Raw genomic sequence first — 24,956 nt, 5'->3', positions numbered from 1 at the left:
TAAACTCTCCCAGCTAGAAGCCGTGCAGCTTCGCCAGCTCCAGCATTTCCAGCACTCGCTCCTTGCGAACTTCCCCTTTACTTTAGTCGCTGGTGATCCCGGTTGCCCCATTAAGATAGTTTCGGTAATACAGGCGAACAGATGCTCCGGCTCGATCGGCAAGCCCTCCAGCAGGAAATCCCGAACGCCGATATCGGCGTTCTGCCGCGCACCAGAGGGCGGCGCCGGCGGCACGCGCACCAGCCCGCCTTTGATGACCGTCACGTCAGGGCGCGTAGGGCCGAACCCGTCATCATCGATGATTATTCCAAGGGGTGCCCCGCTATTTCATCGGGTTGTCAGACGACAAAAAGCTCGAATTTTCCACAATCAAAAGGTCACAAATTGGTAAGGACTCTGGGCGCCACGAGCGAACCTCCAGCGTCTTCTTCCCTGCGGCAATAAATGCAGTAGCCATCGCCGTGACAGGCATGGTTAGGTCGCTTTCCATGACATCTGGATGTGCGTCTCTGTGTCGCGTATTTTCTCGAAGCCGACACGCTCATAAAACCGACGCGCTGATGTATTCGTTCGAAAAACCCCCAAATTTAGCGGCACGCCACTGACAGCAGCCTTTTTTTGAAGTTGCTGAATGAGGCGAGTACCGATTCCTTTCCGCTGGTAGTCACCTGAAAGGGCAATATTCTGGAGATAAATACCTCTGTCATCCTCGCAGACTTGTACATAACCAACGATGAGGCCATCGATTATGACGACTGATGTCGCTGAGGACTCTATCTCCCTCGCGAAATTGGCCTTCTGCCAATCCTCATCCCAACCCCAAATTTGCTCGATGTGCGAGTAAAAAACTGCACGATGTATTTCGAAAAGGATCCCCTCTTCGCCATCCCCAATTGGACGAATATTCATTCCCACTTCCCGATCTAACAGTGTATTAGACGGAATCTCGCCGCCTACCGACAATATGGTTTCCTTTGTTGAGTGGCTGTCCTGTTCGAGACTGTTCGAGATCGACTTGCAATATGACGGCCGCCGTCTAATGCCGATGCCCCCTTGCATCGTTTGCAAACGAGACCGCCCACGCTTATTCCTGAACTTCCGCCCGCAACCGCTCCAGCTCCTGCTGTTTCTCAGCCGGTAGGTGGCTCAGCGACGTGCGCATGTCCTTATGATCCAAGCGGTGGTACTCCAGCGGCGGCATACCCTCGCCCTCAGCGTTTTTCGTGGTATGGGGGAAGTATCTGGTAATAGTGCCATAGACGAGGGAGAAGGCACAGAGCCCAAGGCAAACGTGGCAAGTTGTAAGGTTTTGATTTCAGAGCGTCGCGGGCGCCTTCCTCCGTCGGGTAGGTGCCCCCGTGATTGTCGCCCATAATTCTGTAAGGGATACGCACGCGGCGCTACAGCCCGCGAACCGAGACAACCTGTTGAGAGATCACACCTAGGGTTACGCTGGTTGACCTGATTGTTCAGCGATCGCGCAGGCGATTGCCAACGGAAGGGGACGCGGGGTCAGTTCTCACATTCCAACATCGCCTGCTCGTACTTCCGAACGGCGTGACTGACGGTCATGTAGTGAACCATGTTCCCCTCCTCCTTAAGGTCGCCCGGAATCTAGGAGCCTAGGCAATGGCGGGAGAGAGTGCCAGATGTTGGAATGTGAGAACTGACCCCGTTCCTTTGCTCAACGAGCCCGAGTGGGTTATAGGCGGCCAGGGGCGGATCTCATCATGGCGCGGGGCGCGACAGCACAGCCCCACTGAAGACGCCGGATAGTTGTCCGCGAACCCACTGCTTTATCGACTAGCACCCTTGACCACGGGGAGGCGTCCATATATGTCCTGTTGACTCCAACCAGATGCGCGGCCTGGCCAGCGAATACGGTGTTTTTTCCCAAAATGCCTGCGCAACCTCAGAAGCGAACTGCCGCTTGCACTGGAGAATGCCGACAATGACGGCTGCGTCATGTAACCTAGCAAGGGCAAACAGCAGAACAGGAAGATCGTCGTGTCTGAGTTGGTGACGCCTGAAAGTGTGGGATTTAGCTCCAGCCGCCTGCGCCGCATCAGTGAGTGGATGGAGAGCAAGGTCGAGCGCAAGCACCTGCCGGGCATGAGCGTACTAGTGCACCGCCAGGGCCAGACCGCCTTCTTCGAGACCGTCGGCCACATGGACGTCGAGGCCGCTAAACCGGTCGCGGAAGATACCATCTTCCGCATCTACTCCATGACCAAGCCGATCACGAGCATCGCCGTCATGATGCTCTACGAAGAAGGCCTGTTTCAGCTCGACGATCCGGTCGCACGCTTTCTTCCCGAATTTACCGATATGCAGGTCTATGCTGGCGAAACGGCTAACGGTCCGAAGCTCGAACCGGCAAAGACTCTGATCACCATCCGCCAGCTACTCACCCATACCGCGGGTCTGACCTACGACTTCATGATGAGTTCGCCGGTTGACGCCATGTACCGCGCGAACAAGATCAAGTTCTCTACCGGCAAGAGCGGCTCACTCGAGAGCATGGTAAAGCGCCTCGCGGAGATGCCGCTGCTATGCCACCCCGGCACGGAGTGGAACTACAGTGTCGCCACCGACGTCCTGGGGCGGCTGGTCGAAGTCATCTCCGGCCAATCGCTGGATCGTTTCTTCGCCGAGCGCATTCTCGAGCCGCTCGGCATGGTAGACACCGCGTTTCAAGTACCCGAAGACAAGCTCGATCGCTTCGCGGCGATGTATACCCCGACACCCGGAACAGCGGTTCCCTTGCCCGCCTCTGGTCCCGATCCGGCACGCATACACCCCGCCCCCAAGGGCGGGCTGCAGTTGATGGACCCTGCAGACGGCATATTCGCGCGGTCGGTGCAGATCCTCTCGGGGGGCGGTGGCCTGACGTCAACGATGGTCGACTACCTGCGCTTTTGCCGGATGCTACGTAACAAAGGTGAGCTCGACGGCGTCCGAATCATCGGCCGCAAGACCCTGGAATTCATGACCCGCAACCACCTCCCCGGCTCGCTCGCGGACATGGGGCAACCGCGCTTCGGCGCCGAGTCCGACGGCGCAGGATTGGGCTTCGGTCTCGGTTTCGCGATCGTTCTGGATCCCGCGCGGGCACAGACGATCGGCTCCGTCGGCGAATACGCCTGGACCGGCGTTGCCAGTACGCAGTTCTGGATCGATCCGGTGGAAGACATGATCGTGCTTCAGATGTCGCAGCTCGTTCCCTCCTCCACCTTCCCGCTACGCCGCGAGCTGCGTGCGCTTACGTACCAGGCGCTCATCGAATAGACATCCGCGCCACCGAAGACATGAAGCCATAAACGCCGCATAGAGACGCGCCAAAGCTCCTGTGCGGCGGTCAACCAAGAGGTCCAAAGCGGCCCGTCATCAAGGAGAAACGCATGTTAGCAATTGTCGCAAAACTCAAGGCTCAGCCCGGCAAGGGCTCGGAACTCGCTCAGGCAATGGTAGGTATTGCCGAAAAGGTTCGGACCGAGCCCGGTAATCATGCCTATCAGGTGCATCAATCGAGCGAAGATTCCGACCTGGTGATGATTTACGAACAGTACACGGATAAGGACGCCCTCGGCGCGCACCGTGAGAACATGAAATCGATGGGCGTCGATTTGTCCGCTCTGCTCGCAGGCCGGCCCGAGTTGGAATATTTCGACCTGAAAGGCTAGGGTCACAGTCCGGGGTCAGGTCTGACATTCTGCTGACATCTGCTCCGTCTCGAAACGCCGAACCGCGCGGCTAACGGTGCGCTATCTGCCCGTCGTTCGCGCCTTTGCTGGAGGATAACCGGCAGGCGCTACCTCAGGAACCGCTTGTCCTACTGTCAGACTTGACCCCGTTTTTGCAGAGGCTCCGAGGAAAGCGCGTAGCGCTTTTCACGGTTGCCTCCAGCGCCACGTTAGAGTCTTGCATTTGTAGCTTACTTGAATGCGCACTGCGATGCGCACAAACTAAGTCCACGCATTCAACAGCCACTTGGAGGCTCTGATGGCCGAACTCTACAATGCAGCTGCACCGAAAAAAGCGACAAACCTCTCAATCAATAGCGACTTGTTGCGCAAGGCCCGGGAACTGGACATCAACCTGTCTGCTACCCTGGAGCGAGCCCTGAAAGAGGAGCTCTCCAAACATGAAGCAGCACAATGGGTTAAGGAAAATCGCGCTGCGATAAAAAGTTACAACGATTTTGTCGAACAACATGGGTGCTTCGGCGACGAGTTCAGGGAGTTTTAATGGCACAGTTCGACGTATACCCCAATCCAAGTAAAACGAGCAAAGCACACTACCCATACCTTGTTGATATTCAGAGCAGCTTGCTAAGCGAGTTGGTAACTCGCATCGTTATCCCTTTGGGCAAACGATCAGCCTTTGGTGGCGAAGCCATGCAAGGACTCACGCCTGAGATCAGCTTTGCCGACCAAGAACTTTTACTGTTGACCCCGCAAATTTCCTCTGTGCCAGAAAAACATCTCAAAACCCAATTGGTTCCCTCTCGCATTTCAGAGACCAGATTGTCGGAGCTCTGGATCTAGCTGTCACGGGAATTTAACGCCCGCAGCACGCGCGGCCTTGTACGCACCTAACGCCAAGTAACAGGGATCCGGATCCAGCCAGCCTTCCGCCACCTCGCCCATCCGCATTCGGCAACTCGACCAAGCACAGTCCGCCGGATGGGCAACAAGCCGCCCTCGACAGCAAACACCACCTGACGGTTGTGCCCGCGCTGGACGATATGATGCAGGTAGCTCACCAAAACCACGCGGCCCGTCCTGGGCGTCGCCTCCCTGGTGGCTGACCCGAACAACAAGACTAGCAGGCCTGGAACGATGCCGCAGAGCGCGGCGGCAAAGGGTCGGCACGGGGTCAGTTCCCACATTCCAACATCGCCTGCTCGGCTCTCCAGGGTCGGACCTGTGAAACTTTTTGATTCTCCGACTCAAATCACCCATTTACTAGGGCTTTCTCATGCTTAGCGCCCGGGTTTTGGCGTATAAAACCAGGCGGCTAAACCGCCGACTGCGTTCGCGCTTGCTTTAGAAGGCCCATTTCTCCTCAGAATGGAGGCGCTAAGCGTCAAAATCGCTCACCTTGGGACTTGGTTTCTTTTGGATTCATTGACTTGAGTAGGTCCGACCCCCTACTCCACATCGCTCAAGCGCCAGGCACCGTTCAACACGCAGCTCATCCCGAAGACCGCTTGACAGAGGAAGACGGTATCTGACCCCGTTCCTGACTCGTGGCTTTTACTCATTGGGCTTCTTTGCGATATATACACCGTAACTAAAGTACGCTTTGTATTTCTCATAAAGCTCAATTTCGTGACGCTCCGCTTCAACGATTGCCCGAGCCTTTTCACTATTTCCATTCCGGCTCAGAAAGCTATCAAAGCTCTTGCGGATTGGCTCGTAATAATTGTCGAGCCAGCAATACTCTGGCAGGATAAAGTATCCGATAGGCGTATACCCCCTTTCTTCTAGCACCTTGATCTTTGCTGATGCTGTATCTATCTCGGGATATTCATTGTTCCAGTGATCTTGAAGCTCCGAAGGGCGAGAGTTTGTAAGCCAAGTAATCTCTGAGGCGATAAGCAACCCGCCCGGCTTCAAGTAGCGCTTCCAATCTGCGATACCCTTTTCAAAACCAATGTTGTAGATGGCGCCTTCAGACCAAATAACGTCAAACTCCTCGTATTCAAACGGAAGCTGCTCCATTGAAGCGCGAAGTGGAGTGATTTTGTCCTCAACACCTTCACTCTTTGCTCTGGCTGCCAGAATATCTATAAAATCCTGAAGGAAGTCGACAGCCGTAATCTTTGCTTTCAGCAAGCGAGCCAAAGTCAGCGTAGAGGCACCAGTGCCACAGCCAATATCTGCAATTTTAATGGCATATCTCGATCGATGCCAGCGAGTGCAATCGCCTTTTCGGTCTCAGCCTCGCCCCCTGGCCCTTGACGATTAGCGCCCTTATGCAGATCTACAAGTAATTCAAATTCGTCCACTATCGTATCCCTCTGGGCTTTTTGAACCGCCCCGGTTATCTCGGAGGCTCGTGGGTGTGAGTCACGCCGCCTCGGCGGACGCTTCTAGTTTCTGATAATACGCCACCTCGGCTTCGGCAGGTGGCCTGTCGCCGATCGGCCCCAATAACCGGCGGTGGTTAAACCAATCGGCCCAGGTCAGGGTGGCCAACTCCACCGCCTCACAGCTCTTCCATGACTGGCGGTGGATGACCTCGGCCTTGTACAGGACACGTCGCCAACCGAGCACGTGTGGCTGTATAGGCGGTCAGGGACCGGATCTCATCACGGCGCGGGGCCAGCTAATGCCACCCCATTAAAGACGCCGGGTAGTTGTCCGCGAACCCACTGCTTTATCGACGAGCACCCTTGACCACGGGGAGGCGTCCATATATGTCCTCGTAATCCGAGGTTCAATGGGACTGGAAACGCCACGCGTTGATAGTCCCTCTTGAGCCGTTTGTTATGTGAATTACCTACCGGAGCCTGTTGTTTTTGTTAAATCGCCTAACTTTGGCTCGCATATTTCTCATTGGCGATGATGTGTTGAACTGGATCATTCGACCAAATGTCCATTTTTCATACCATGCCGTTTCATACAATTCTTCATTGCTTAAACTTGCAACTAGCAAGATAATCTCGTTTATTGTTGAGCCCAACTCCTTGAGTAAGTCTTTGTATTTCCAGCCACTATACTGTTCGTGAAAACTGACTGCCAACAAACCAAGCTGGCTCCATTTATAACCCGTATCAGGGAAATCTACTGGCAAACCTTGCGACTTCAAACTATGCCATTTCAAGACTAATTTTCCCCAACCAATAAGATATGCGACAGTGTCACAAACGCTAATTTGTGTTCCTTTAACGTTACCTTCAATTTCACACTTACGTGCTAGTTCTGCAGGAATGACCCGATAGTCGTCCATAAGTTTCGCGAATATCGAATTTATGGCTGTGAGCAACTCATCTTTTGATTCAGGAACTGAAGACATTATTTTCCCCACTCACATAACGTGCCAGCTCAGCCGCGGCGAAGCCGTCGGCTGCAGCGCCTCGTTACAAGCGTCGCGGGGCACCCAATGCGCTAAGTGAACCACCTTTTGCCATCCAGTTAGCCGAGGGCGGCTGGCTGGGTGTCCGCTTGTTTTGGCCGGCAAACTCCAGCCGCAAGGGCCTGACCATGTTCCCCCTCCTCCTTAAGGTCGCTCGGATGCTAGAAGCCTAGGCAATGGCGGGAGAGTCTGCCAGATGTTGGAATGTGAGAACTGACCCCGTTCCTGACTGCGGCGTTATAGGATCAGTTGTTTTTGTCTAAGAATTCAGCAGCCGCTTTCGGGAGCATCGTGAGATCAACCTCTGTGGCAAGCTTACGCTCTTTTTGGCTAAGGTTAGGATTGATATCACTCCGCCAGAAAGCCATAAACTCGTCATAGTTTCGATCCGCTATCTTGTCAATCCAGGCTTCCTGAAAATAGACATTTCCTATATCTGACACCACGAGGAAAACTTGGTGATTAATCCTCTCGAATCTGGCTGGATGTTTGTTTCCCATGTCATACCTGAAGTGAGCTCTCACACTGATACCCATGTAGGCTTCATTAGCGGAGAACCCAAACGCGATGGCGTAGTCTTCCTTCCGCGCACTTGGTACGGATATTAAGATCGGCGTCCCGTAATAATTGTCCCCGCGCTTAGCTGGATGCCCCCTTGTTTCTGTTCGACAACAAGACTCCTCCCGCCACTGTATCCGCCTAGCTCCCTTGGCCTGGAACCTATACAGAAAACCCAGCACGCGGCTGGGCTCTCTGATGGGCTGGTGACCATTACGGTCCAATCAGTGCTCACACGCCCCCGGCGGCACCCTCACAACCTTCCCGTCACGCCAAGTCACTACCGATCGCCCAAGCAAATGGTGGGTACGCACAGCCTCGCGTACCGCCTGGCGCATGGCCTCATCAATTTCTCGCCCGTCTTTGAACAACTTAGCAACGTCTTTCTTTTTATCCGCCATCGCCATATGCCTCCACGATGCGCTTCCAGTATTCAGCTTCGGCAACAAGCTCAACTTTCCGTTCCGTCCCAGCCGCGATAAGCAGCGGCCCTTCCAAAGGGGAGCTATCGTAAACACGCCAACTATCCATGATTGGCATATAGAGTCTAAACAAATTCTCAAGCCCTCGCCGAAAACGCCGTCGAACGGTCTCCGCTGGCACATGGTGACCGCCCGCCTCTACTCTCTCGGCGACGCGTTTAATGGCCAGCTCTGGCGCGGGCAAAGACAGGAAAATCAGGTGGGTTTGGTACCCTTTCGTGCGCAGGTCGGCCAACCAGCGCGCAAAGCCACTGGAGACGATCAAGCATAATTCTCCCGGCCTGGACTGCGACAGCATCTGACTGAAATGCCGAGAGCCCCTGAGCAATCGTGTCCGCATTGACGAACTCGCAAAGGCCCAGCGCCTGCGGCAGCCCTAACGCGCAGTTGTCGATTTACCTGCGCCGTTAGGGCCTGCGATTACGATGACGTGGGGCGTTTCGGGTTCCTTTTCCATCATGGCGGCCCCTACTCAAGTTAGAGAAGCACCTTCTCAATCCCCCCACTCCTCGCCTTCTCCACAAACTCATCCTGCCACTTCTCACCCAGCAACTTACTCGCCATCTCAATGACGATATAGTCCGCCTCAATCCCTGTGTCGCCTTCGTACCGCGAAAGCCCCTGCAAACACGCCGGGCAGGAGGTGAGCATTTTCACCTTTTCTTTCTCGGCCACGGGTTCGCCGGTGAGGGTGGTGAGATCCTTGTTGATCTCTTCTTCTTTCCGGAAGCGGACCTGTTTGGCGATGTCCGGACGGGAGACGGCGAAGGTGCCGGCTTCGCCGCAGCAGCGGTCGTTCATTTTAACGTCCGTGCCCATGAGCTGGTTGACGACGTCCTGCGGCTTGTAGGTCTTCATCGGGGTGTGGCAGGGGTCGTGATACATGTACTTCGTATCGCCCTCGCCACCTAGCTTGAAGCCTTTCTCCAGCAGGTACTCGTGGATGTCCAGCAAACGGCAGCCGGGGAAGATTTGCTCGAATTGGTATTTGAGCAGCTGGTCCATGCAGGTGCCGCAGGAGACGATCACCGTTTTGATGTCCATGTAGTTCAGGGTGTTGGCCACCCGGTGGAACAGGACACGGTTTTCGGTGGTGATCTGGTTGCCTTTGTCGACGTCGCCGGCCGAGGTTTGCGGGTAGCCGCAGCAGAGGTAGCCGGGCGGCAGTACGGTCTGAGCGCCGGCTTCGTACAGCATGGCGATGGTGGCCATACCGATCTGGCCGAACAGGCGCTCGGAGCCGCAGCCGGGGAAGTAGAAGACGGCGTCGGAGTCGTCGTTGACCTTTTGCGGGTCGCGCACGATCGGGACGTATTTGTCGTCTTCCAGGCCCAGCAGGGCGCGCGAGGTCTTTTGCGAGACTTTCTTGGCCTTGGGCATGGGCTTGTCGACCATGTTGACGACTTGCACCGGGATGCCTTTGAGCCCTTTCGGCGTGCCGACGGTGGAGCGCGGCCGGTCGCTGAGTTTGGTGTCGACCTTGGCTTTGCTGAAGCCTGCGGTGCGGAACACGGCGTGGCCGAGGCGCTGGGCGGCAAAGCCGCCTTTGATCATGCCGGTGCGCATGACGTTGATCGCCTTGGCATCTTTGATGTTGAGGAAGGCCATCGCGGCAGCCGCTTGCGGCTTGCTGTGACGTTTGCCCTGCTCTTTTAGGATGCTGCGCATGCGCACGGTGACGTCGCCGAAGTCGATGTTCACCGGGCACGGGGTGAGACAGCGGTGGCAGATGGTGCAGTGGTCCGCCACGTCGTTCATTTCGTCCCAGTGGTGCATGGAGATGCCGCGCCGGGTTTGCTCTTCGTAGAGGAAGGCTTCGATCATCAGCCCGGTGCCGAGGATCTTGTTACGCGGCGAGTACAAGAGGTTCGCCCGCGGCACGTGGGTAGTGCACACGGGTTTGCACTTGCCGCAGCGCAGGCAGTCTTTGATGTCGTCGTTCAGCGCGCCGAGCTCGCTTTGCTCGAGGATGAGCGCTTCTTGCTGCACCAGGCGCAGGCTCGGCGTGTAGGCGTTTTGGAGGCCGGAGCCGGCCAGCAGTTTGCCTTTGTTGAAGCGGCCTTCGGGGTCGACCTTTTGCTTGTACTCGGTGAAGTTGTCGACGACCTTCTGGTCCATGTACTGCATTTTGGTGATGCCGATGCCGTGCTCGCCGGAGATGACACCATCGAGCCGGTTGGCCAGTTCCATCACTTCGTCCACGATGCGTTCAGCTTCGTGCATCATGTCGTAGTCGTGCGAGTTCACCGGGATATTGGTGTGCACGTTGCCGTCGCCGGCGTGCATGTGCAGGGCGACGAAGAGACGGCTGGAGAGTACTTGTTGGTGGATGTCCTCCAGCTTGCGGCGCACCGGCTCGAAGTCCTGGCCGTCGAACATGTCGCGCAGCGGGCGCTGGATGTCGGTTTTCCAGGAGATGCGTAGGGTGCGGCGCAGCAGTAGCTGGACGAGGGTGTCGTCGGCGCGGCGGTCGGCACGGGCGCGCTCGTCGAGCAGGTGGTCGTACTCGTGCGCCGAGCCGTCGAGGTTGTCGAGGATGCCCTGCCAGCGGGCTTCGACTTTGTGCAGCAAGTCGATGGAGGCTTGCTGTTTGCGCTGGACGATGCTGCCGCCTTCGGCGGTGCCTTCCAGGTCTTCGCGGCCGATGTAGTCCGGCCGGGCGCTCAGCTCCGGCAGGCCGCCTTCCAGATACTCGCGGATTTCGCGGGCGAGGCGGATTTTGTTTTTGATCGATTGTTTGATGTTGATGCGCTCGATGCCTTCGCTGTACTCGGCGAGTTTATCGAGCGGGATCACCACGTCTTCGTTGATCTTGAAAGCGTTGGTGTGGCGGGCGATGGCGGCGGTGCGCGAGCGATCGGCCCAGAAGGTTTTGCGCGCCTCGGGGGAGACAGCGATGAAGCCTTCGCCGTTACGGGCGTTGGCCAGCCGCACCATGCGCGAGCAGGCGGCGGCGCAGGCTTCTTCGTTCTCGGAACCGACGTCGGCAATAAGCACCATCTTCGGCCGCTCGCCGCGGGCGCCTTTGGGGCTGTAGCCGACGGCGCGCACGTAACGTTCGTCCAAGTGCTCCAGGCCGCAGAGTTTGACCTGATCGTCTTTTTTCAGATCGTCGATGATCTCGACGATGGCCGGTACGGCGTCGCGCAAGTCTTCGCCGTAGAACTCCAGGCAGACGGTGCGCAGGGAGCTGGGCATTTTGTGCAGGATGAAGGTGGCGGAGGTAATGAGCCCGTCGCAGCCTTCTTTCTGCACGCCCGGCAGGCCGCCGAGGAATTTATCGGTAACGTCCTTGCCCAGGCCTTGTTTGCGGAACAGTTTGCCGGGGAAGGTAAGCACTTCCGGCTCGGCCTTGGGCGTTTTGCCGTCCGGCTTAAAGCGAGTGACGCGGAAGCGGACGGTTTCCTGGTCGTGAATTTTGCCCAGGTTGTGGTCCAGCCGCTCGACTTCGATCCAGTCGGCATCCGGGGTGACCATGCGCCAGGAGGCGAGGTTGTCGAGCGCGGTGCCCCACAGTACGGCCTTTTTGCCGCCAGCGTTCATGGCGACGTTGCCGCCGATGGTGGAGGCGTCCTGCGAGGTGGGGTCGACGGCGAACACGTAGCCGTTGGCGACGGCAAGGTCCGACACGCGGCGGGTCACCACGCCAGAGCCGCAACGCACGGTGGCGACGTCTTTATCCACGCCCGGCAGTCGCTTGAGCTCGACTTGGCCCAGCGCTTCGAGTTTTTCCGTGTTGATGACGGCGGAGTCTTCCGTTAGCGGAACCGCACCGCCGGTGTAGCCGGTGCCGCCGCCGCGGGGGATGACGGTCAGCCCCAAGTCGAAGCAGGCCTGCACTAGGCCTGCCATTTCCTCTTCGGTGTCCGGGGTGAGGACGACGAAGGGCATCTCGACGCGCCAGTCGGTGGCGTCGGTCACGTGGGAAACGCGGGCTAAGCCGTCGAAGGCGATGTTGTCGTCCCGCGTGTGTTTCGTGAACGCCTTCAATGCTTGCTTGCGGCGCTCGCGCATGGCGGGGAACCACGCCTCGAAAGCACGCACGGCATCGCGGGCGCGCTTGGCCAGGTCGAGTGCTTGGGCGTTGCCTTCGGCGCGCTGCTCGATTTGTTCGAGGCGATGCTCCATGGCTTCGACCAGCGCGGTGAGGCGCTTTTGGTTGCCGAGAAGATCGTCCTGAATATACGGGTTACGGCGGACCACCCACAGATCGCCGAGCACTTCGAACAGCATACGGGCGGAAATGCCCGTACGGCGCGTGGCGCGCAGCTCGTTCAGGGTGTCCCAGGCCTCTTCGCCGAGAAAGCGGATGACGATCTCGCGGTCGGAAAAAGAGGTGTAGTTGTATGGAATCTCACGAATCCGGGCAGTGCTGGTCATAGATCTCGCGCGGCGTATCTGCAAGTTAGAAAGTGAAGACCGCGCATTCTACCAGCGTGAGCGCCGGTTCTGTAGCGGGTTGATGAGAAAACGCTTTAATTTTCTGTGACGCAACCGTTACGGAAGCAACTTAAACCCTTCCGTAACGACCTAACCTCTATTAGCCGAAACAGCCGCAGCCCTTGCCAGCAACCGCTTGCAGGGGCTGCGGCCACTAGTACTCGGCTTGTCGGCGCGCAGCCAGTTCGCGTTTACGCTCTTCGGTGTAACGCCACCACTGCTGCCCCGGCTCGCCGTCCATATAACGCACCACGCTAATAAATACGTCGAGTATGCTGAGGTCTTCCCTATGACCGCTAAGCCGACAAAGTTCGGCATACATGTCATAAGGGTCCCTCCCCTTGAGGGCTTGCGGCGAATTAATACCGAGCCGCCGTAACTCGGCTGCCGCCGCAGGGCCGATATTCGGCAGTTGTTCCAGGCGGGATAGCTGGTCGCGATCCATAACCGCCTCCCTTCAATTCGTGTACCTATGCGCGACGGTTGCGAGCGCGGGCTATAAGCCCGGCATAGCACCATGCAGGCTGCCGCTGACTGCCATCGCGCGCGCTTTCGGCAGCCGTCTTAGTGATAAAGATGGGGGCATTTTCAGACATTTATCGATCTCACGTCACAAGCTCGCCCAGTGAGTGTGTCCTTCCCATCCTCTCCTCCTGTTGCGCCGTTTTTAGCGGGCGCACGCGGGGGGTAAAATTTTTTGAAAAAGGGGTAGACAGACCTGTCTTTCCATGCCAGTATAGCATCCATACATACAAGCACGTTTGTACAGAAAGATTCATCCAAAGCTACTTAAAAGAGGTTACTTACTATGAAACTGAAAATTGCTGCTCTCCTTATCTCCGGCCTTGTTGCTACCAGCGCTTCCGCTTCCGATGCTCTGGATCAGCACCTGATCGAGCTTGGCTTCCTGGCTCCGGAAGTTCAGCAAAGCGTCGTTGTGCGCGGCACCGCTGCCGAGCCGCGGGATGCCGTTGAAGCGGTGGCAGTGGAATCCGGCTTTCTGACCTTGCCGGCCGCTGAGGTAACCCACACGGTTCAGCTGCCGCGCCAGCAGGCTCAGCTTGATCTGCTGACCCAGAACCTGGTGGACAACGGCTTCATGACTGCTCCGCTGAGCACGGTGTCGGTGGTGGCCGGTTCGGCCCCGGCGCAAAACCCCAACACCTAATCGGTTGGGTAAAGCGCTCGCCGCTAACGTCTCTCCTCTGGAGGTGCATAACCTCCGCTTTCGCCGGCCACGTCCCCTTCGTGGCCGGTTTTTTTGTTTTGTTGCGAGGAGAAGGCATCGGGCCTGATGGCCCGACCTATCGGGAGAGCAGAAGGCTTGAGACGGAGGCTGCTTAATGCCGCTTGAGCGTCTCGTCCAGCCAATCGAACATACGCGCGTAAAAGATGGGTTGATTCAGCCCCTCGCAATGCCCAGCCGCTCCCTCCGCCGAGGCGAAGCGTATGTAGCTTTTCGGGCTGCTTAGGTGATCATAGAGTGTGGCACCCTGCAGGGTGGATACGGCGTCTTCTTCGTTGTCGCACACCAAAGTCGGACAGCGGATTAGTTCGGCATGCCCTTTGGCGTGGTAGTCCCGCAGGGTGCGTAGGTAATCGAGCACATTGGTGCTCCCGTGCGCCGCCATACGGGGCAGGAAGAAACGGCGCCAGCGCGGATGGTCGAGCATGACGTTGGCGTAAGCTTCGACTTCCGGGGAATCCTCGTCGAGCCGGTCGGCAATTTGCGCGGGCAAGCGCTCAAGCATGGCTGCGCCCATATCGTATTGGCCGGGGTCGACCACCAACGCCGCCAGCCGAGGCTCGTGCGCCGCCGCTCGCGGGGCTAACAAGCCGGCGAAACTACGCCCTAGTAGCACGATGCGGGCGTTGTCGACGTCGGAGCGACTGCTTAGCACGTCGATCACGGTCGGCAACACCCGCTCCCAGTCCGGGCGCATGGTTACCCGTTGTTTGTATAACACGCTCCCCTGCCCCGGCCCGTCGAAAACGAAAGCGTTGTAACCATGCTCAACGGCCGCCGCCATGGCTGGGTATAATTCTTCCGCTGTGGAATCGTAGCCGCTGGGCACCACTAGCGTGGGGCGCGGCGTACCGTCGTCCGTAGGGGCGGCAAAGTAACCGGCGATGTAGAAATCTTCCTCCGGCACTGTGGCGGCTTCCACCGGAAAAGCGAGATAGCGAATGGCGGCCTGAAAACATGCTCGGTGCGCCTCGTAAGCTTCGTGCAACCGCAGCGCATCGAGATCGCCGCGCTGGTAGAAAAACGCATTCCGGTAATATTCGCTCGCACGCAGGAATTCTTCCCGCGCGGTAACGCCGTGCTCGCGCAAAGCGGCCTGCTCCGCCGCACCGCGTAAGTCGGTCGCAAAATCGGCGAAGGCGTCGAACCAGCTCTCCGTATCGTCCTCGCCAATATGATTGGCAATGGCGAGGCACTCGCCGAGGTTCGCCATACCGTAAGGCTCTTTAGCCACCGAGCGTTGTAGTTGGCCGTCGAAGTCGGGATCGTCGAACACTAGTCTCATCGCTACCTACCTTTAGAGACACTCTGCTATGACGCATTGCGTCTCCCTAAGTGGGTCGCTGATGTGCAGTGCACAACTGAGGATACAGCAGCAGAAGCTGCCCGGCAGGCGGGCGCGGCACGTCCCTGTGCCGTGTCAGGCGTTTAGCGATTGTAGTCGCCGGCGCGCTCCGGTTGGTACATCAGGTCGACAACGCGAACCCGGATCGAGCGACCATCCGGCCGCGGCCAGTCGATGACTTGCCCAACCGATAAGCCTAATAATGCGCTACCGACCGGCGCCAGAATCGATACCTTGCCCGGCTTGCCGTCGACCGCATGCGGATAACACAGCGTCAACTCGAACTCCTTACCGCTTTCCTCTTCGACAAAGCGAACGGTGGAATTCATCGTGACCAAGGTAGGCGGAATTTCCTCCGGCTCGAGCACTTCGGCCCGCTCCAGCTCTTCTTCCAACCCCTTCAGCTGCGCAGCCGCATTAGGCGGCAGTTCATCCAACAAGGCCTCGATACGCTCTAAGTCGAGCGACGACACCGTGATATTCGGCAGCTCGGCCACAATCACATCTCCTTCAAATTCGCGTCCAAAAGGACCATTTTGCCTGACGCTGGCAATAAACCAAGTCCCATTCGTTAGCGTGCCGAGCAGAAAGTGCCAAGCACTTGATTAAGATTAACTTTTAGATATAGCGCGCCAAAGCATTTCAAACTGTATGTCGGCTTGTTCGGTGAGAGGCTCTTCCCGCCCGCGCAGCACCCACATGAGGACCACCCGCTGGATTACGCCAAGCATGAAATCGAGCAAAAACGTCTCGTCCACCTCTTCGTTCAGCACGCCCCGATCTCTCCCCTCGCGCAGGACCTTAAGCAATAATCCCATTAACTCATCCTGCCGGAAGGAGTCATGGCGACGCCATGCATCTATATAGGTGGAGGTGATAATAAGCTGGGCAACATCGGGGTTGGACTCGAAGAAGTCCATGACGACCCAGTAGACTTTGCGTAAGCGGTCTTTGTAGGTAGCAATGCCCCGCAGGTGGTCGATCATGCGGCCGGTTAGCTTCGATAGCCAACGATCGAGACACACATAAACCAGGGTTTCTTTATCGCCGTAATATTTGTAAATCGTTTGCAGACTTACTCGTGCTTCGCGAGCGACTTCAATCAATTTTACGCGATGAAATTCGTGCTGCGAAAACAAGCGCAGCACGGCAGCTTCGATACGCTGTGCGGTAGCGCCCTCCGGCACCCGCCGCAGCGCGCGATTTCCCTCGCTTACCACGCGTAGAACCTCCCCTTAGCGTAATCTTGGCTATCCAACATAAGTCGATACTTTATTTTGGCAAGTCATTGGCATGAAAGACCAAAGCGGCGAGCGACTTGCATAGCGTAAGGTAATTGCAGTAGCAATAGCAGGGGGAAGGTAATCCTAATTACGCCTCGGACAAAGGTTTATCGCTACATACGGAGCCGAGCGCTCAATAAACTCTATTGTCTGTAAGCAATTCATCACCATACGGAACAGCGACGACAACCCATTGCCTAAATAACGACGGTGCCCGCGTCGATTAAGGAGACAAGCCATGTTCAAAGCGCTAATGAATACGATTAAGGCCAAGGGCATGCTACCGAAGGTGTCCGATACGGAGCGAGCGGCTCTGGAAGCCGGCACTGTCTGGGTCGACGGCGAGTTTTTCTCCGGCAACCCGGACATCGAGCGCCTACGTCAAGCGCCTTACCCGACCCTGACCGAGGACGAGCGGGCGTTGGTGCAAGGTCCGGCCGAAGAGGTCTGCCGCCGGGTCGACGCTTGGCAATTAGACGTTACGCGGGAACTACCGGAAGACGTCCTGGCCTATCTGCGCGAACAAGGCTTTTATAGCTTTAATGTACCGGAAGAATACGGCGGCAAGCCGATGGGCGCTTTCGCCAAGAGCGTTATCATGGGCAAGCTCGGGCCGGCGACCGGCGCGGTGAGCACCATCGTTACCATTCCTAACTCGCTGGGCCCGGCGGAGTTGTTGGCGCACTACGGCACGCAGGCGCAGAAAGATAAGTACCTGCGCCGCCTCGCCAAGGGCGAACTCACTCCGTGTTTCGGCCTCACCGAACCGACCGCCGGCAGCGATGCCGCCTCGATTAAGTCGGAAGGCGAAGTGTTCAAAGACACCGACGGCGAGCTCAAAATCAAGCTCAACTTCCGTAAGCGCTACATTACCTTGGCCCCCATTGCGGATATTGTCAGCCTCGCCGTGCAATTGCACGATCCGGACAACCTGCTCGGTAAGGGCGAGCGGCCGGGTATTACTTGCATTCTGCTGGAGAAGGGCACGCCCGGTTTTGACAGCGGCAAGCACCACGAACCGATTGCCCCCTTCCCCAACGGGCCGCTGGTCGGCAAGGACGTGATCGTACCCGTCGATAACATCATCGGCGGGCCGGACTACGCCGGCAAAGGCTGGCGCATGTTGATGGAGACTTTATCCGGCGGCCGCGCCATCTCCTTGCCCGCCGGCGCCGTGGGAGCGGCCAAGCACGCGGCGGCATCCGTGGGGCCGTACAGCGCCATTCGCGAACAGTTCGGCATCAGCATCGGCATGATGGAAGGCGTGCAAGCCAAGGTCGCTAAGCTGGCGGCGCTCAGTTACGCGCTGGAGGCGATGCGTACCTATGGCTGCGGCGCGATCGACAGCGGCGAGAGCCCGCCTGTGATCTCTGCCATCATGAAATACCGCGCCACCGATCTTGCGCGCGAATTGGTTACCGACGGCATGGACGTGATCTCCGGCGCCGGCGTTGTACGCGGCCCGAACAATTTCTTAGCCGGTAGCTATATCAATAGCCCCGTCGGCATCACGGTGGAAGGCGCCAACATCCTCACCCGTACGCTAATCGTGTTCGGCCAGGGGGCCGTGCGCTGCCACCCCTATGCGCTGAAAGTAATGGCGGCCGTCGAAGAAGACGACGCCGATGCCTTTCGCCAATCTTTACTCGGCTGGGCCGGGCATTTCTTGGCGACTTTCGGCCGCACCGCGACGCGCGGCCTCACCCGCGGCCTGACCGGCGCGCCAAGCGCCAAAGGCCCGACCGCAACGCATTACCGCCGACTTGCCTGGACTTCGAGCCGCTTCGCGCTCCTGACCGATCTGGCCATGTTCGGCATCGGCGCAAAACTAAAAGCCGCCGGTAACCTCAACGGCCGCTTTGCCGACATTCTCTCGTGGATGTTTCTTGCCACCGCCACCCTGCGCCGCTTCGAAGCCGAGGGCGAGCGAGAAGAGGATCTTATTCTGGTGCGTTGGTCGCTGGATTATATGCTTGGCGAGATCCAACGCCATTTCGAAGAGATTTACAACAACTTCCCGGTACCGGTATTGGGCGGCCTGATGCGCTGGCCGGGGCGGCTGTGGCTGCGTATCAACCCCATCGGCACCGGCGTACGGGATAAACTCAACGCCCCGGCCGCGCGGACTATCCAGCAACCCGGCGAACAGTACGATCGCTTGATGGAGCACGTTTATCTACCCGGCGCTACCGAGCCCGGCCTGGGCCGCTTGCTCCATGCTTGGCGCTTGGTTAGCGCGTGCACGCCGCTGATTGTCAAAATTCACAAGGCGCAGAAAGAGGGCCGCATTCCACGCGGCCGACCGCAGGAGCATTTGGAGCAAGCGGTTGAGGCGCGGATCGTCACGGAAGCGGAGGCCGAGCAGATCCGCAACGCCGAAGCGGCCCGCCTGGAGGCTTACGAGGTTGACGAGTTCACGCCGCAAGAATATACCCGGCGGATGAATACCCGCCGCAACGGCAGGACCAATAGTCGTAAGGCCGCGACGAAGAAGCAAGCGGCCGAGAGCGAGTAGAGGGCCGTCCATCGCGCCGGCTGGGCGTTTAGGCTCCATTAGGCCCCTAAACGATGCTGGGCCTAACGGCCCAGCCTACCCCATATCGTGAGATATGGGCTTACCGAATTGGCTACTGATACTATCGTCGCTGTTGCTGGCGGGCGTGTTGCTCAGCGTGCTGGCGCAGCACATACGGCTACCGCTTACCGCCTTACTCGCCATTGTGGGCTTTTTGGCCGGTTGGATCGGGCAACCCTACGGGCTGGAAGCACCGCTGCATGGGCCGGCGTTCGAACACGTCGTTGCCTATTTGTTTCTTCCCATTCTTATTTTCGAAGCCGCCTTCGCCTTAGCCAGCCGTGCCTTCTTCCGTAACTTACTGCCGATTCTCGCGCTGGCTTTACCGGGTTTGGCCATCGCCGCCGGACTCATCGGGCTTAGCTTAAATGTCTTGTTCGCGGTACCGCTCGCGGCAGCGCTACTATTCGGGGTGATGATTTCGGCGACCGACCCGGTAGCCGTCGTCGGCATATTCCGCCGTTTGGGCGTGCCCAAACGGTTGCTTATTCTGATCGAAGGCGAAAGCTTGTTGAACGACGGCATCGTCGTTGTGCTGTTTAATATTCTGCTCGCCGTCGCACTCGGCGCGACCTTCGACTTGGGCGAAGGGCTGGTCGGCTTCCTGTCGGTGTTCTTCGGCGGATTAGTCATCGGCGCCATATTGGGGCTATTGGCCGCGCTTATTCTCCCCTGGCTGGATCGTTATTCGCCGATTGCACTCTCGCTAGCGCTTGCTTATGGCAGCTTTGTACTGGCGGAGCACGTACTGGCCATCTCCGGTGTGATGGCCACGGTAGGCGCAGGCATTGTGGTCGGTGCGCTAGCGCCCACTCGGGCCAGCGCCGAAGCGCGTAAGACCGGCGGCGTGTTCTGGGTCGGGCTGGCCTATGTGGCTAACGTTCTGCTGTTTCTACTCATCGGCCTGGCGATCGACCCGGCCCTACTTGTTACGCACGGCCCGCTTATCCTCGCGATTATCCTGATCGCGCTGATTGCCCGCACCGTGGCGGTCGTGCCCTTGGTTTACCTGGTACAACGCCTGGCGGGCATCCCGCCGGTGGGCTGGCGCAACGAAGCCGTGCTCATCTGGGGCGGCTTACGCGGCGGGATTGCATTGGCTTTGGCACTCTCCTTACCCGAAACCCTGCCCGAGCGGGACTTGTTCATCGCAATGACAGGCGGTGTCGTGCTGGCCACTTTGCTGATTAACGCCACGTCCATCGGCCGCTTAGTAGAGCGCTTAGGGCTTACCGAACCCAGTCGCGCCGACCGATTCTTAACCTTAGGCGCTCGGCTCACCGGAATTGCTGCTGCGCAGGAGCGGCTGCGGGAGTTGTCGCTGCGCGAACCGATCATCGAAGAAGCGCTGGAGAAACTAGACAGCAGCACCTATCAAGAGCTTATTCGAATTGAACTCACACCGGAGGAAGAGGTGCATGTCGCGGTGCGCCGCGGGCTAGCGGTGGAACGGCAAGTATACCAACGACTAAGCGATGCCGGCTTGTTACCCGCCCCCGTTGCGCGCACGCTCTTACATGAAGTGGACGACCAAATCGAAGAAGTCAGCCTGGATCGGGTACGCCTTGCCGCTCGCCAGCGCCACCGCCCGTGGTTCGATCACTGCATAGAGGCTCTTACGGCGAAGCTACCGCCACCGGCGGGAGAAGACGCCCATGAACTTGCCTATGCCGAAGCCAGCGCCCGCCGCTTGGCGGCCAGACGCACTCTGGAAGCGCTGGACCTGCTGGAGCGCTTACCTAATATGCAAACCGCTGCCGTGCGCGATGCGAAGGCGGTTTTTTAAACTGGGAGCGCGATGCCGAGCGACAATTGCAAACCCTGGACCGCACCGTCGCCCGCAAGCACCACGACCTGCGTCGCCGACAAGCCGATATGCTGGCGCAAGTCTCCTCGGAAGACGCACTGGCCGAGCTTACCGCCGTGGGCTTGCTGCCGCCGGCCATCAGCCGCCAAGCCAGTGCATTGATTGCCGAGCGCGTGGACGAAGCTTTACATCGCTTATGACTAGGCTTGCAGCACGGCCTGCACAATACCGATGCGGCCCTCTTCGAGGTTGCGAAGAATGTTGTTTGTCTTCTCCTCGCCGGCCTCTCCCATTAACAGGTTCAGGCTTAACGGCGAAGTCTGCGGTCGATCTGCCCTCGCCTCTTGCATATTCCGCAGCCAAGCCAACGCAACCTCGGAAATATCCCGCCAAGCGAGTACGGTAAACCCCGCTTGCTCGGCGGCCGCTTGTAGCTCGGTGGCTGGGCTTAAGAAATCGATCGTCTCGTCTCCCGCCCAGGGCACCGGATAATGCGGCGAAGGCTGCTCGCCGGCGCAGATTTCGTAAAGCCCCAGCTTGCCTTCGGGGCGTAACACGCGCTTAAGCCCGGCGAACAAACCGGCTTTGTCGGCGATGTTCATGGAAACATGCTCAAGCAACGCGGCATCGAACGCTGCATCGTCGAACGGCAGCGCCGCGGCGTCTCCTTGTCGAAAGCTCAACTTATCGGCAAGGCCCACGCGCTGGCTTAAGTCGGTAGCGGCCTCGATGTAGGCGTCCACCAAATCGAGGCCGGTTACTTCACAGTCGAACTCGCTCGCCAACGTCCGCGCCGGACCGCCAATACCGCAGCCGACATCGAGCACCCGCATCCCCGCCCCAAGCTCCATTGCCGTAGCCAGTTCGCGCGTTGCCTGGCGGCCACGGATATGAAACTCTTCGAACCCGGCGATATCGTCGCGGCTCAAGGCCTCCGGGTTCTTACCTGCTTCCTGCAAGGCGTTAAGTAGTTTTTGCTTGAGGTCGTCCTGACCATAATGTTGCTCAATCTGGGAATGGGACGACACCACTACAAACCTCCTGCAGGTCGAATGAAGGAATTGCCTATACCTGTCGGGCCTGCGGTCGACACAGACCTACGTTCGGCATTCGCTCAGCCCATACGGGCTACCCATTTAAGCGGCAGATGCCGCATCAAAAAGCCGACCGCCACCCAGGGCCACGCCGGTACGCAAGCCTTGGCCGGTTCCCGTTCGATGGCTTTCGCCAACGCGCGGCACCCCGTTTCGGTATCGACCATGAACGGCGTGTTCTTTACCTTCTCGTTAATTTCGCTGCGAATGTAGCCGGGGAAAATCGTCGACACTTTTATATTCGTGCCCAGCACGTCGGCTCGAATCCCCTCGGCCAGCGCGGCCAAACCGGCCTTGGTGGCAGCGTAGGTCGTGATGTTGCCACGCATGCCGCGCATGGCACTCATGGAGGAAATGGCAACCAAATGCCCCTCGCCTTGCTCGCGAAAAATCTCCAGTGCCGCTTCGCATTGGGCCAGCGCTGCCACAAAGTTGGTTTCGGCCGTTTGGCGATTGGCGTAGAAATAGCCGGTACCGAGCGACTTGCCTTTACCTAGGCCGGCGTTGACGATAACCCGATCCAGCGTCCCGAACTCATCCCGAAAGGCGCGAAAAACCGTGAAGACACGCTCGTAGTCGCAGACATCGAGCGCTTTGATCGACACCCGGATATCAGGGTGGCTGGCTGCAAGCTCCGCCTTCAGCGCTTCGAGGTTCTCCGTCCGCCGCGCGCATAGCGCGAGATTGGCTCCCCGAGCAGCAAACTCCCGCGCCATACCAGCCCCGAGCCCGGAACTGGCGCCGGTTATGAGTATATTTTTCCTCATCGCATAACTCCTCGGCGTATTCTCATTGTTGTATGCAAGTAATCAGGCGGCCAAAACATTAGCAGAATTTAATGTATTAGACTTACCCCGTCTCTCCGCACAGTTCGAGCCAACGCTCGATGCCGGGACTGCGAAACTTCTGCCGGTGCAGAATAAAGTAAAAGCGGCGCTGGAAATCCCGGTGCGGCACGGGCAAAGGCACTAGGCTGCCGCGGCGGAACGCCTCCGCCAAGGTCACGCGGGACAGGCAGCCGATTCCCAAACCGGCTTCCACCGCGCGCTTAATCGCTTCGGTATGTTGCAGTTCTAACAGCACGTTCAGTTCCGGCAATAGGCCGTGCATCGCCCGGTCGAAGGTCTGGCGGGTACCGGAGCCCGGCTCGCGCAGAATCCAGGTGGCGGATAGCAAATCCTCGTCGGTTAACCGCTCGCATTGGGCCAAAGGATGCGACGGTGCGCAAAACGCAATGAGTTCATCGTCGCGCCAGGGGAACACCTCCAAATCGGGATCGTGCAATTCGCCTTCGATCAAGCCGACATCCAGCTCGAAGCGGCTCACTTTGCCCGCAATCGTGGCCGTATTGGCAACCTCCAGCGAGACCGTTGCCCCGGCCTGCTCGCCCATGTAGCGCGCCATAATGCCGACCGCGAGGTAATTGCCGATGGTTAAGGTTGCCCCTACTTTCAAATGCCCGAACGACGACTGTCCGGACAAGGCAGCTTCCAATTCTCGCGCCTGCTCCAACAGCGCTTCGGCGCGCGGGCGCAGCGAGCGTCCCAGCTCGTTGACCTGTAATCGTTTACCGACGCGGTCGAATAACTGCACATCGAACTGCTGCTCCAAATCCCGCAAAGCACTGCTCGCTGCCGATTGCGACATAGAGAGGCTTTCCGCGGCACGCGTGATGTTCTCGTAGTGCGCAGCGGCCAGAAACACTTCGAGCTGTCGAAAGGAATAGCGCATTATCGAATTTTCCGGTTACGTCTATCTATTTATCCCATTTTACCGATTGGATGCGTTTACAGTAGAATCAACCCAATGAAAAATCCCGCAAGTGAGTCACTTGCCAACGTCGATGAGGGTTGCCATGGCGAGCGTGAACCAGGAAGAAGTGCTGAGCGTCCACCACTGGAACGACACATTATTCAGCTTCCGTACCACCCGGGATCCGTCCCTGCGGTTCGAGAACGGCCACTTCGTCATGATCGGCCTCGAAGTCGAGGGCAAACCTTTGATGCGCGCCTACAGCATTGTAAGCGCTAACCACGAGGAGTACCTCGAATTCCTCAGCATCAAGGTGCCTGACGGGCCGTTAACCTCGCGTCTGCAGCATCTTAAAGAAGGCGACAACCTGCTGGTCAGCCGCAAGCCGGTTGGCACGTTAGTGCTGGGCGATTTACTACCTGGCAAAAACTTGTTCCTGTTCGGCACCGGCACGGGGCTTGCGCCGTTCATGAGCATCATCAAAGATCCGGAAGCTTATGAGCGCTTCGACAAGATCATCTTGGTACACGGCGTGCGTTTCGTCAGCGAACTGGCGTACCACGACTATATTCAGTATGAGCTACCTGAGCACGAGTATCTTGGCGACGAGATCCGCGAGAAGCTGGTCTACTACCCGACGGTAACGCGCGAAGAGTTCCGCAACCAGGGCCGGATCACGACGTTGATCGAGCAAAACAAGCTGACCGACGACCTCGGCCTACCGCCGCTCAACCCGGAACATGACCGCGCCATGCTCTGCGGCAGCCCGTCCATGCTCAAAGACGTCACCGCCATGCTCGACGAGCGCGGCTTCGAGGCTTCCAAGCATCAGGGCCATGCCGGTCATTATGTGATTGAGCGTGCTTTCGTCGAGAAGTAAGCGCGGGAAATTTCGATTCGAGATAGTTGTTGTGCGCTTCGTTCACTGCCTCTGCCATCCCCAACCCGCCTGACGCTGTTAGCCGGGTTGGTGTTTGTGCCTTGGGAAGGCGTGGATCGAAGGGTCTTGCTCTTGCCCATTGGCGCTGCCGAGCATCGCAGGGGCTTTCGGACTAGGCCCCGTAGGGGTGGCCGCCAGGGAGGGCGGCCATTCGACCGTCAGGCCAGGGGCGAGGCGGAAAGCGACGGGCGTCCGGTGGACGCCTGTCCCGCCGAGCGGCGCACACGGATGTGCGCCCTGGGCTTTGGCGCGGAGCAGGATAGCGCAGCGACAAAGGCCTGTCGGGCGAACCCCGAAAGCCCCGAGAAGCGCAGGGAACCCCGCGCAGCGGGGCAGCGCCTCCGGGTCGCC

General features: G+C 58.3%; 24 protein-coding genes and 2 pseudogenes. 9 read left to right on the top strand and 17 right to left on the bottom strand.

Annotated elements, in window-relative coordinates; translation table 11 throughout:
• Positions 1 to 474 precede the first annotated feature (474 nt).
• The gene (locus tag CAI21_RS16610) at positions 475 to 963 is read right to left on the bottom strand and encodes a GNAT family N-acetyltransferase (protein WP_220348601.1); all 489 of its coding nucleotides are present in this window, start codon (positions 961 to 963) and stop codon (positions 475 to 477) included.
• 1,044 nt (positions 964 to 2,007) lie between these two features.
• Between CAI21_RS16610 and CAI21_RS16605 the strand changes: the two genes are divergently transcribed.
• The 4 genes from CAI21_RS16605 to CAI21_RS16590 all read left to right on the top strand — a co-directional run bounded on the left by CAI21_RS16605 (position 2,008) and on the right by CAI21_RS16590 (position 4,547).
• Positions 2,008 to 3,288 carry a serine hydrolase domain-containing protein gene (locus CAI21_RS16605; protein WP_258868215.1) on the top strand — a complete coding sequence of 427 codons (1,281 nt, stop codon included), beginning with the start codon at positions 2,008 to 2,010 and terminating at the stop codon, positions 3,286 to 3,288.
• Between the two features lie 113 nt (positions 3,289 to 3,401).
• Positions 3,402 to 3,683, top strand: a complete 282-nt coding sequence (locus tag CAI21_RS16600; RefSeq protein WP_116303317.1) for a putative quinol monooxygenase — start codon at positions 3,402 to 3,404, stop codon at positions 3,681 to 3,683.
• Positions 3,684 to 4,002: 319 nt separating this feature from the next.
• Positions 4,003 to 4,248 carry a type II toxin-antitoxin system CcdA family antitoxin gene (locus CAI21_RS16595; RefSeq protein WP_116303316.1) on the top strand — a complete coding sequence of 82 codons (246 nt, stop codon included), beginning with the start codon at positions 4,003 to 4,005 and terminating at the stop codon, positions 4,246 to 4,248.
• Positions 4,248 to 4,547, top strand: coding sequence for a CcdB family protein (locus tag CAI21_RS16590; RefSeq protein WP_258868978.1), 300 nt, complete (start codon positions 4,248 to 4,250; stop codon positions 4,545 to 4,547). Before CAI21_RS16595 ends, CAI21_RS16590 begins: the two co-directional genes overlap by 1 nt.
• 711 nt (positions 4,548 to 5,258) lie before the next feature.
• Here the strand turns inward: CAI21_RS16590 and CAI21_RS16580 are convergent.
• The 9 genes and pseudogenes from CAI21_RS16580 to CAI21_RS16550 all read right to left on the bottom strand — a co-directional run bounded on the left by CAI21_RS16580 (position 5,259) and on the right by CAI21_RS16550 (position 13,008).
• Positions 5,259 to 5,849 carry a class I SAM-dependent methyltransferase gene (locus CAI21_RS16580; protein ID WP_258868977.1) on the bottom strand — a complete coding sequence of 197 codons (591 nt, stop codon included), beginning with the start codon at positions 5,847 to 5,849 and terminating at the stop codon, positions 5,259 to 5,261.
• A gap of 2 nt (positions 5,850 to 5,851) precedes the next feature.
• Positions 5,852 to 6,013 carry a hypothetical protein gene (locus CAI21_RS25135; protein WP_258868976.1) on the bottom strand — a complete coding sequence of 54 codons (162 nt, stop codon included), beginning with the start codon at positions 6,011 to 6,013 and terminating at the stop codon, positions 5,852 to 5,854.
• Positions 6,014 to 6,074: 61 nt separating this feature from the next.
• Positions 6,075 to 6,260: pseudogene (locus tag CAI21_RS16575) on the bottom strand (IS3 family transposase); the annotation flags it as partial.
• 247 nt (positions 6,261 to 6,507) lie between these two features.
• Positions 6,508 to 7,023 (bottom strand): ClbS/DfsB family four-helix bundle protein, encoded by a 516-nt coding sequence (locus tag CAI21_RS16570; RefSeq protein ID WP_116303314.1) that lies wholly within the window; start codon positions 7,021 to 7,023, stop codon positions 6,508 to 6,510.
• Positions 7,024 to 7,328: 305 nt separating this feature from the next.
• Positions 7,329 to 7,823, bottom strand: a complete 495-nt coding sequence (locus CAI21_RS24120) for a hypothetical protein (RefSeq protein WP_220348599.1) — start codon at positions 7,821 to 7,823, stop codon at positions 7,329 to 7,331.
• Positions 7,824 to 7,865: 42 nt separating this feature from the next.
• A complete protein-coding gene (locus CAI21_RS23290) occupies positions 7,866 to 8,042 on the bottom strand; it encodes a hypothetical protein (RefSeq protein ID WP_181919485.1) in 177 nt (58 codons plus the stop codon).
• Positions 8,032 to 8,463, bottom strand: coding sequence for a hypothetical protein (locus tag CAI21_RS16560; RefSeq protein ID WP_220348597.1), 432 nt, complete (start codon positions 8,461 to 8,463; stop codon positions 8,032 to 8,034). The genes CAI21_RS23290 and CAI21_RS16560 overlap by 11 nt, the downstream gene beginning before the upstream one ends.
• Positions 8,464 to 8,600: 137 nt before the next feature.
• Positions 8,601 to 12,503 (bottom strand): DUF3683 domain-containing protein, encoded by a 3,903-nt coding sequence (locus CAI21_RS16555; protein ID WP_116303311.1) that lies wholly within the window; start codon positions 12,501 to 12,503, stop codon positions 8,601 to 8,603.
• Positions 12,504 to 12,717: 214 nt separating this feature from the next.
• A complete protein-coding gene (locus CAI21_RS16550) occupies positions 12,718 to 13,008 on the bottom strand; it encodes a helix-hairpin-helix domain-containing protein (RefSeq protein WP_116303310.1) in 291 nt (96 codons plus the stop codon).
• A 363-nt stretch (positions 13,009 to 13,371) separates the two neighbouring features.
• On the opposite strand from CAI21_RS16550, the gene CAI21_RS16545 reads away from it, so the two are divergent.
• Complete coding sequence (locus CAI21_RS16545; RefSeq protein WP_116303309.1) at positions 13,372 to 13,731, top strand: hypothetical protein; 360 nt, start codon at positions 13,372 to 13,374, stop codon at positions 13,729 to 13,731.
• Positions 13,732 to 13,903: 172 nt separating this feature from the next.
• Here CAI21_RS16545 and CAI21_RS16540 read toward each other — a convergent pair whose 3' ends face one another.
• The 3 genes from CAI21_RS16540 to CAI21_RS16530 form a co-directional block, all read right to left on the bottom strand.
• Complete coding sequence (locus CAI21_RS16540; protein WP_116303308.1) at positions 13,904 to 15,094, bottom strand: alpha/beta hydrolase family protein; 1,191 nt, start codon at positions 15,092 to 15,094, stop codon at positions 13,904 to 13,906.
• Positions 15,095 to 15,237: 143 nt separating this feature from the next.
• A complete protein-coding gene (gene rnk / locus CAI21_RS16535) occupies positions 15,238 to 15,651 on the bottom strand; it encodes a nucleoside diphosphate kinase regulator (protein ID WP_116303307.1) in 414 nt (137 codons plus the stop codon).
• A 114-nt stretch (positions 15,652 to 15,765) separates the two neighbouring features.
• The gene (locus CAI21_RS16530; protein ID WP_220348595.1) at positions 15,766 to 16,374 is read right to left on the bottom strand and encodes a TetR/AcrR family transcriptional regulator; all 609 of its coding nucleotides are present in this window, start codon (positions 16,372 to 16,374) and stop codon (positions 15,766 to 15,768) included.
• A 295-nt stretch (positions 16,375 to 16,669) separates the two neighbouring features.
• On the opposite strand from CAI21_RS16530, the pseudogene CAI21_RS16525 reads away from it, so the two are divergent.
• The 3 genes and pseudogenes from CAI21_RS16525 to CAI21_RS16515 form a co-directional block, all read left to right on the top strand.
• Positions 16,670 to 18,952: pseudogene (locus tag CAI21_RS16525) on the top strand (acyl-CoA dehydrogenase); the annotation flags it as partial.
• 94 nt (positions 18,953 to 19,046) lie between these two features.
• Complete coding sequence (locus CAI21_RS16520; protein WP_116303305.1) at positions 19,047 to 20,798, top strand: cation:proton antiporter; 1,752 nt, start codon at positions 19,047 to 19,049, stop codon at positions 20,796 to 20,798.
• 26 nt (positions 20,799 to 20,824) lie between these two features.
• Positions 20,825 to 21,019, top strand: a complete 195-nt coding sequence (locus tag CAI21_RS16515) for a hypothetical protein (protein ID WP_116303304.1) — start codon at positions 20,825 to 20,827, stop codon at positions 21,017 to 21,019.
• Here the strand turns inward: CAI21_RS16515 and CAI21_RS16510 are convergent, their stop codons facing one another.
• The 3 genes from CAI21_RS16510 to CAI21_RS16500 all read right to left on the bottom strand — a co-directional run bounded on the left by CAI21_RS16510 (position 21,020) and on the right by CAI21_RS16500 (position 23,644).
• Complete coding sequence (locus tag CAI21_RS16510) at positions 21,020 to 21,847, bottom strand: SAM-dependent methyltransferase (RefSeq protein ID WP_116303371.1); 828 nt, start codon at positions 21,845 to 21,847, stop codon at positions 21,020 to 21,022.
• A gap of 86 nt (positions 21,848 to 21,933) precedes the next feature.
• Positions 21,934 to 22,680, bottom strand: a complete 747-nt coding sequence (locus CAI21_RS16505) for an SDR family oxidoreductase (RefSeq protein ID WP_116303303.1) — start codon at positions 22,678 to 22,680, stop codon at positions 21,934 to 21,936.
• A gap of 82 nt (positions 22,681 to 22,762) precedes the next feature.
• Positions 22,763 to 23,644 carry a LysR family transcriptional regulator gene (locus tag CAI21_RS16500; RefSeq protein WP_116303302.1) on the bottom strand — a complete coding sequence of 294 codons (882 nt, stop codon included), beginning with the start codon at positions 23,642 to 23,644 and terminating at the stop codon, positions 22,763 to 22,765.
• Positions 23,645 to 23,768: 124 nt separating this feature from the next.
• Here CAI21_RS16500 and CAI21_RS16495 point away from each other — a divergent pair, with 124 nt between their 5' ends.
• Entirely contained in the window at positions 23,769 to 24,545 is a 777-nt protein-coding gene (locus CAI21_RS16495; RefSeq protein ID WP_116303301.1) for a ferredoxin--NADP reductase, read from the top strand.
• Positions 24,546 to 24,623: 78 nt separating this feature from the next.
• On the opposite strand, the gene CAI21_RS24115 is transcribed toward CAI21_RS16495, so the two are convergent.
• Positions 24,624 to 24,956, bottom strand: a 333-nt coding sequence (locus tag CAI21_RS24115) for a hypothetical protein (RefSeq protein WP_220348593.1), incomplete at its 5' end; no start/stop codon positions are given.

Source organism: Alkalilimnicola ehrlichii (genome assembly GCF_003399765.1).
Taxonomy (GTDB): domain Bacteria; phylum Pseudomonadota; class Gammaproteobacteria; order Nitrococcales; family AK92; genus AK92.
The sequence above is the reverse complement of the archived record's forward strand: the minus strand, read 5'-3'. Positions and strand labels throughout refer to the sequence as shown.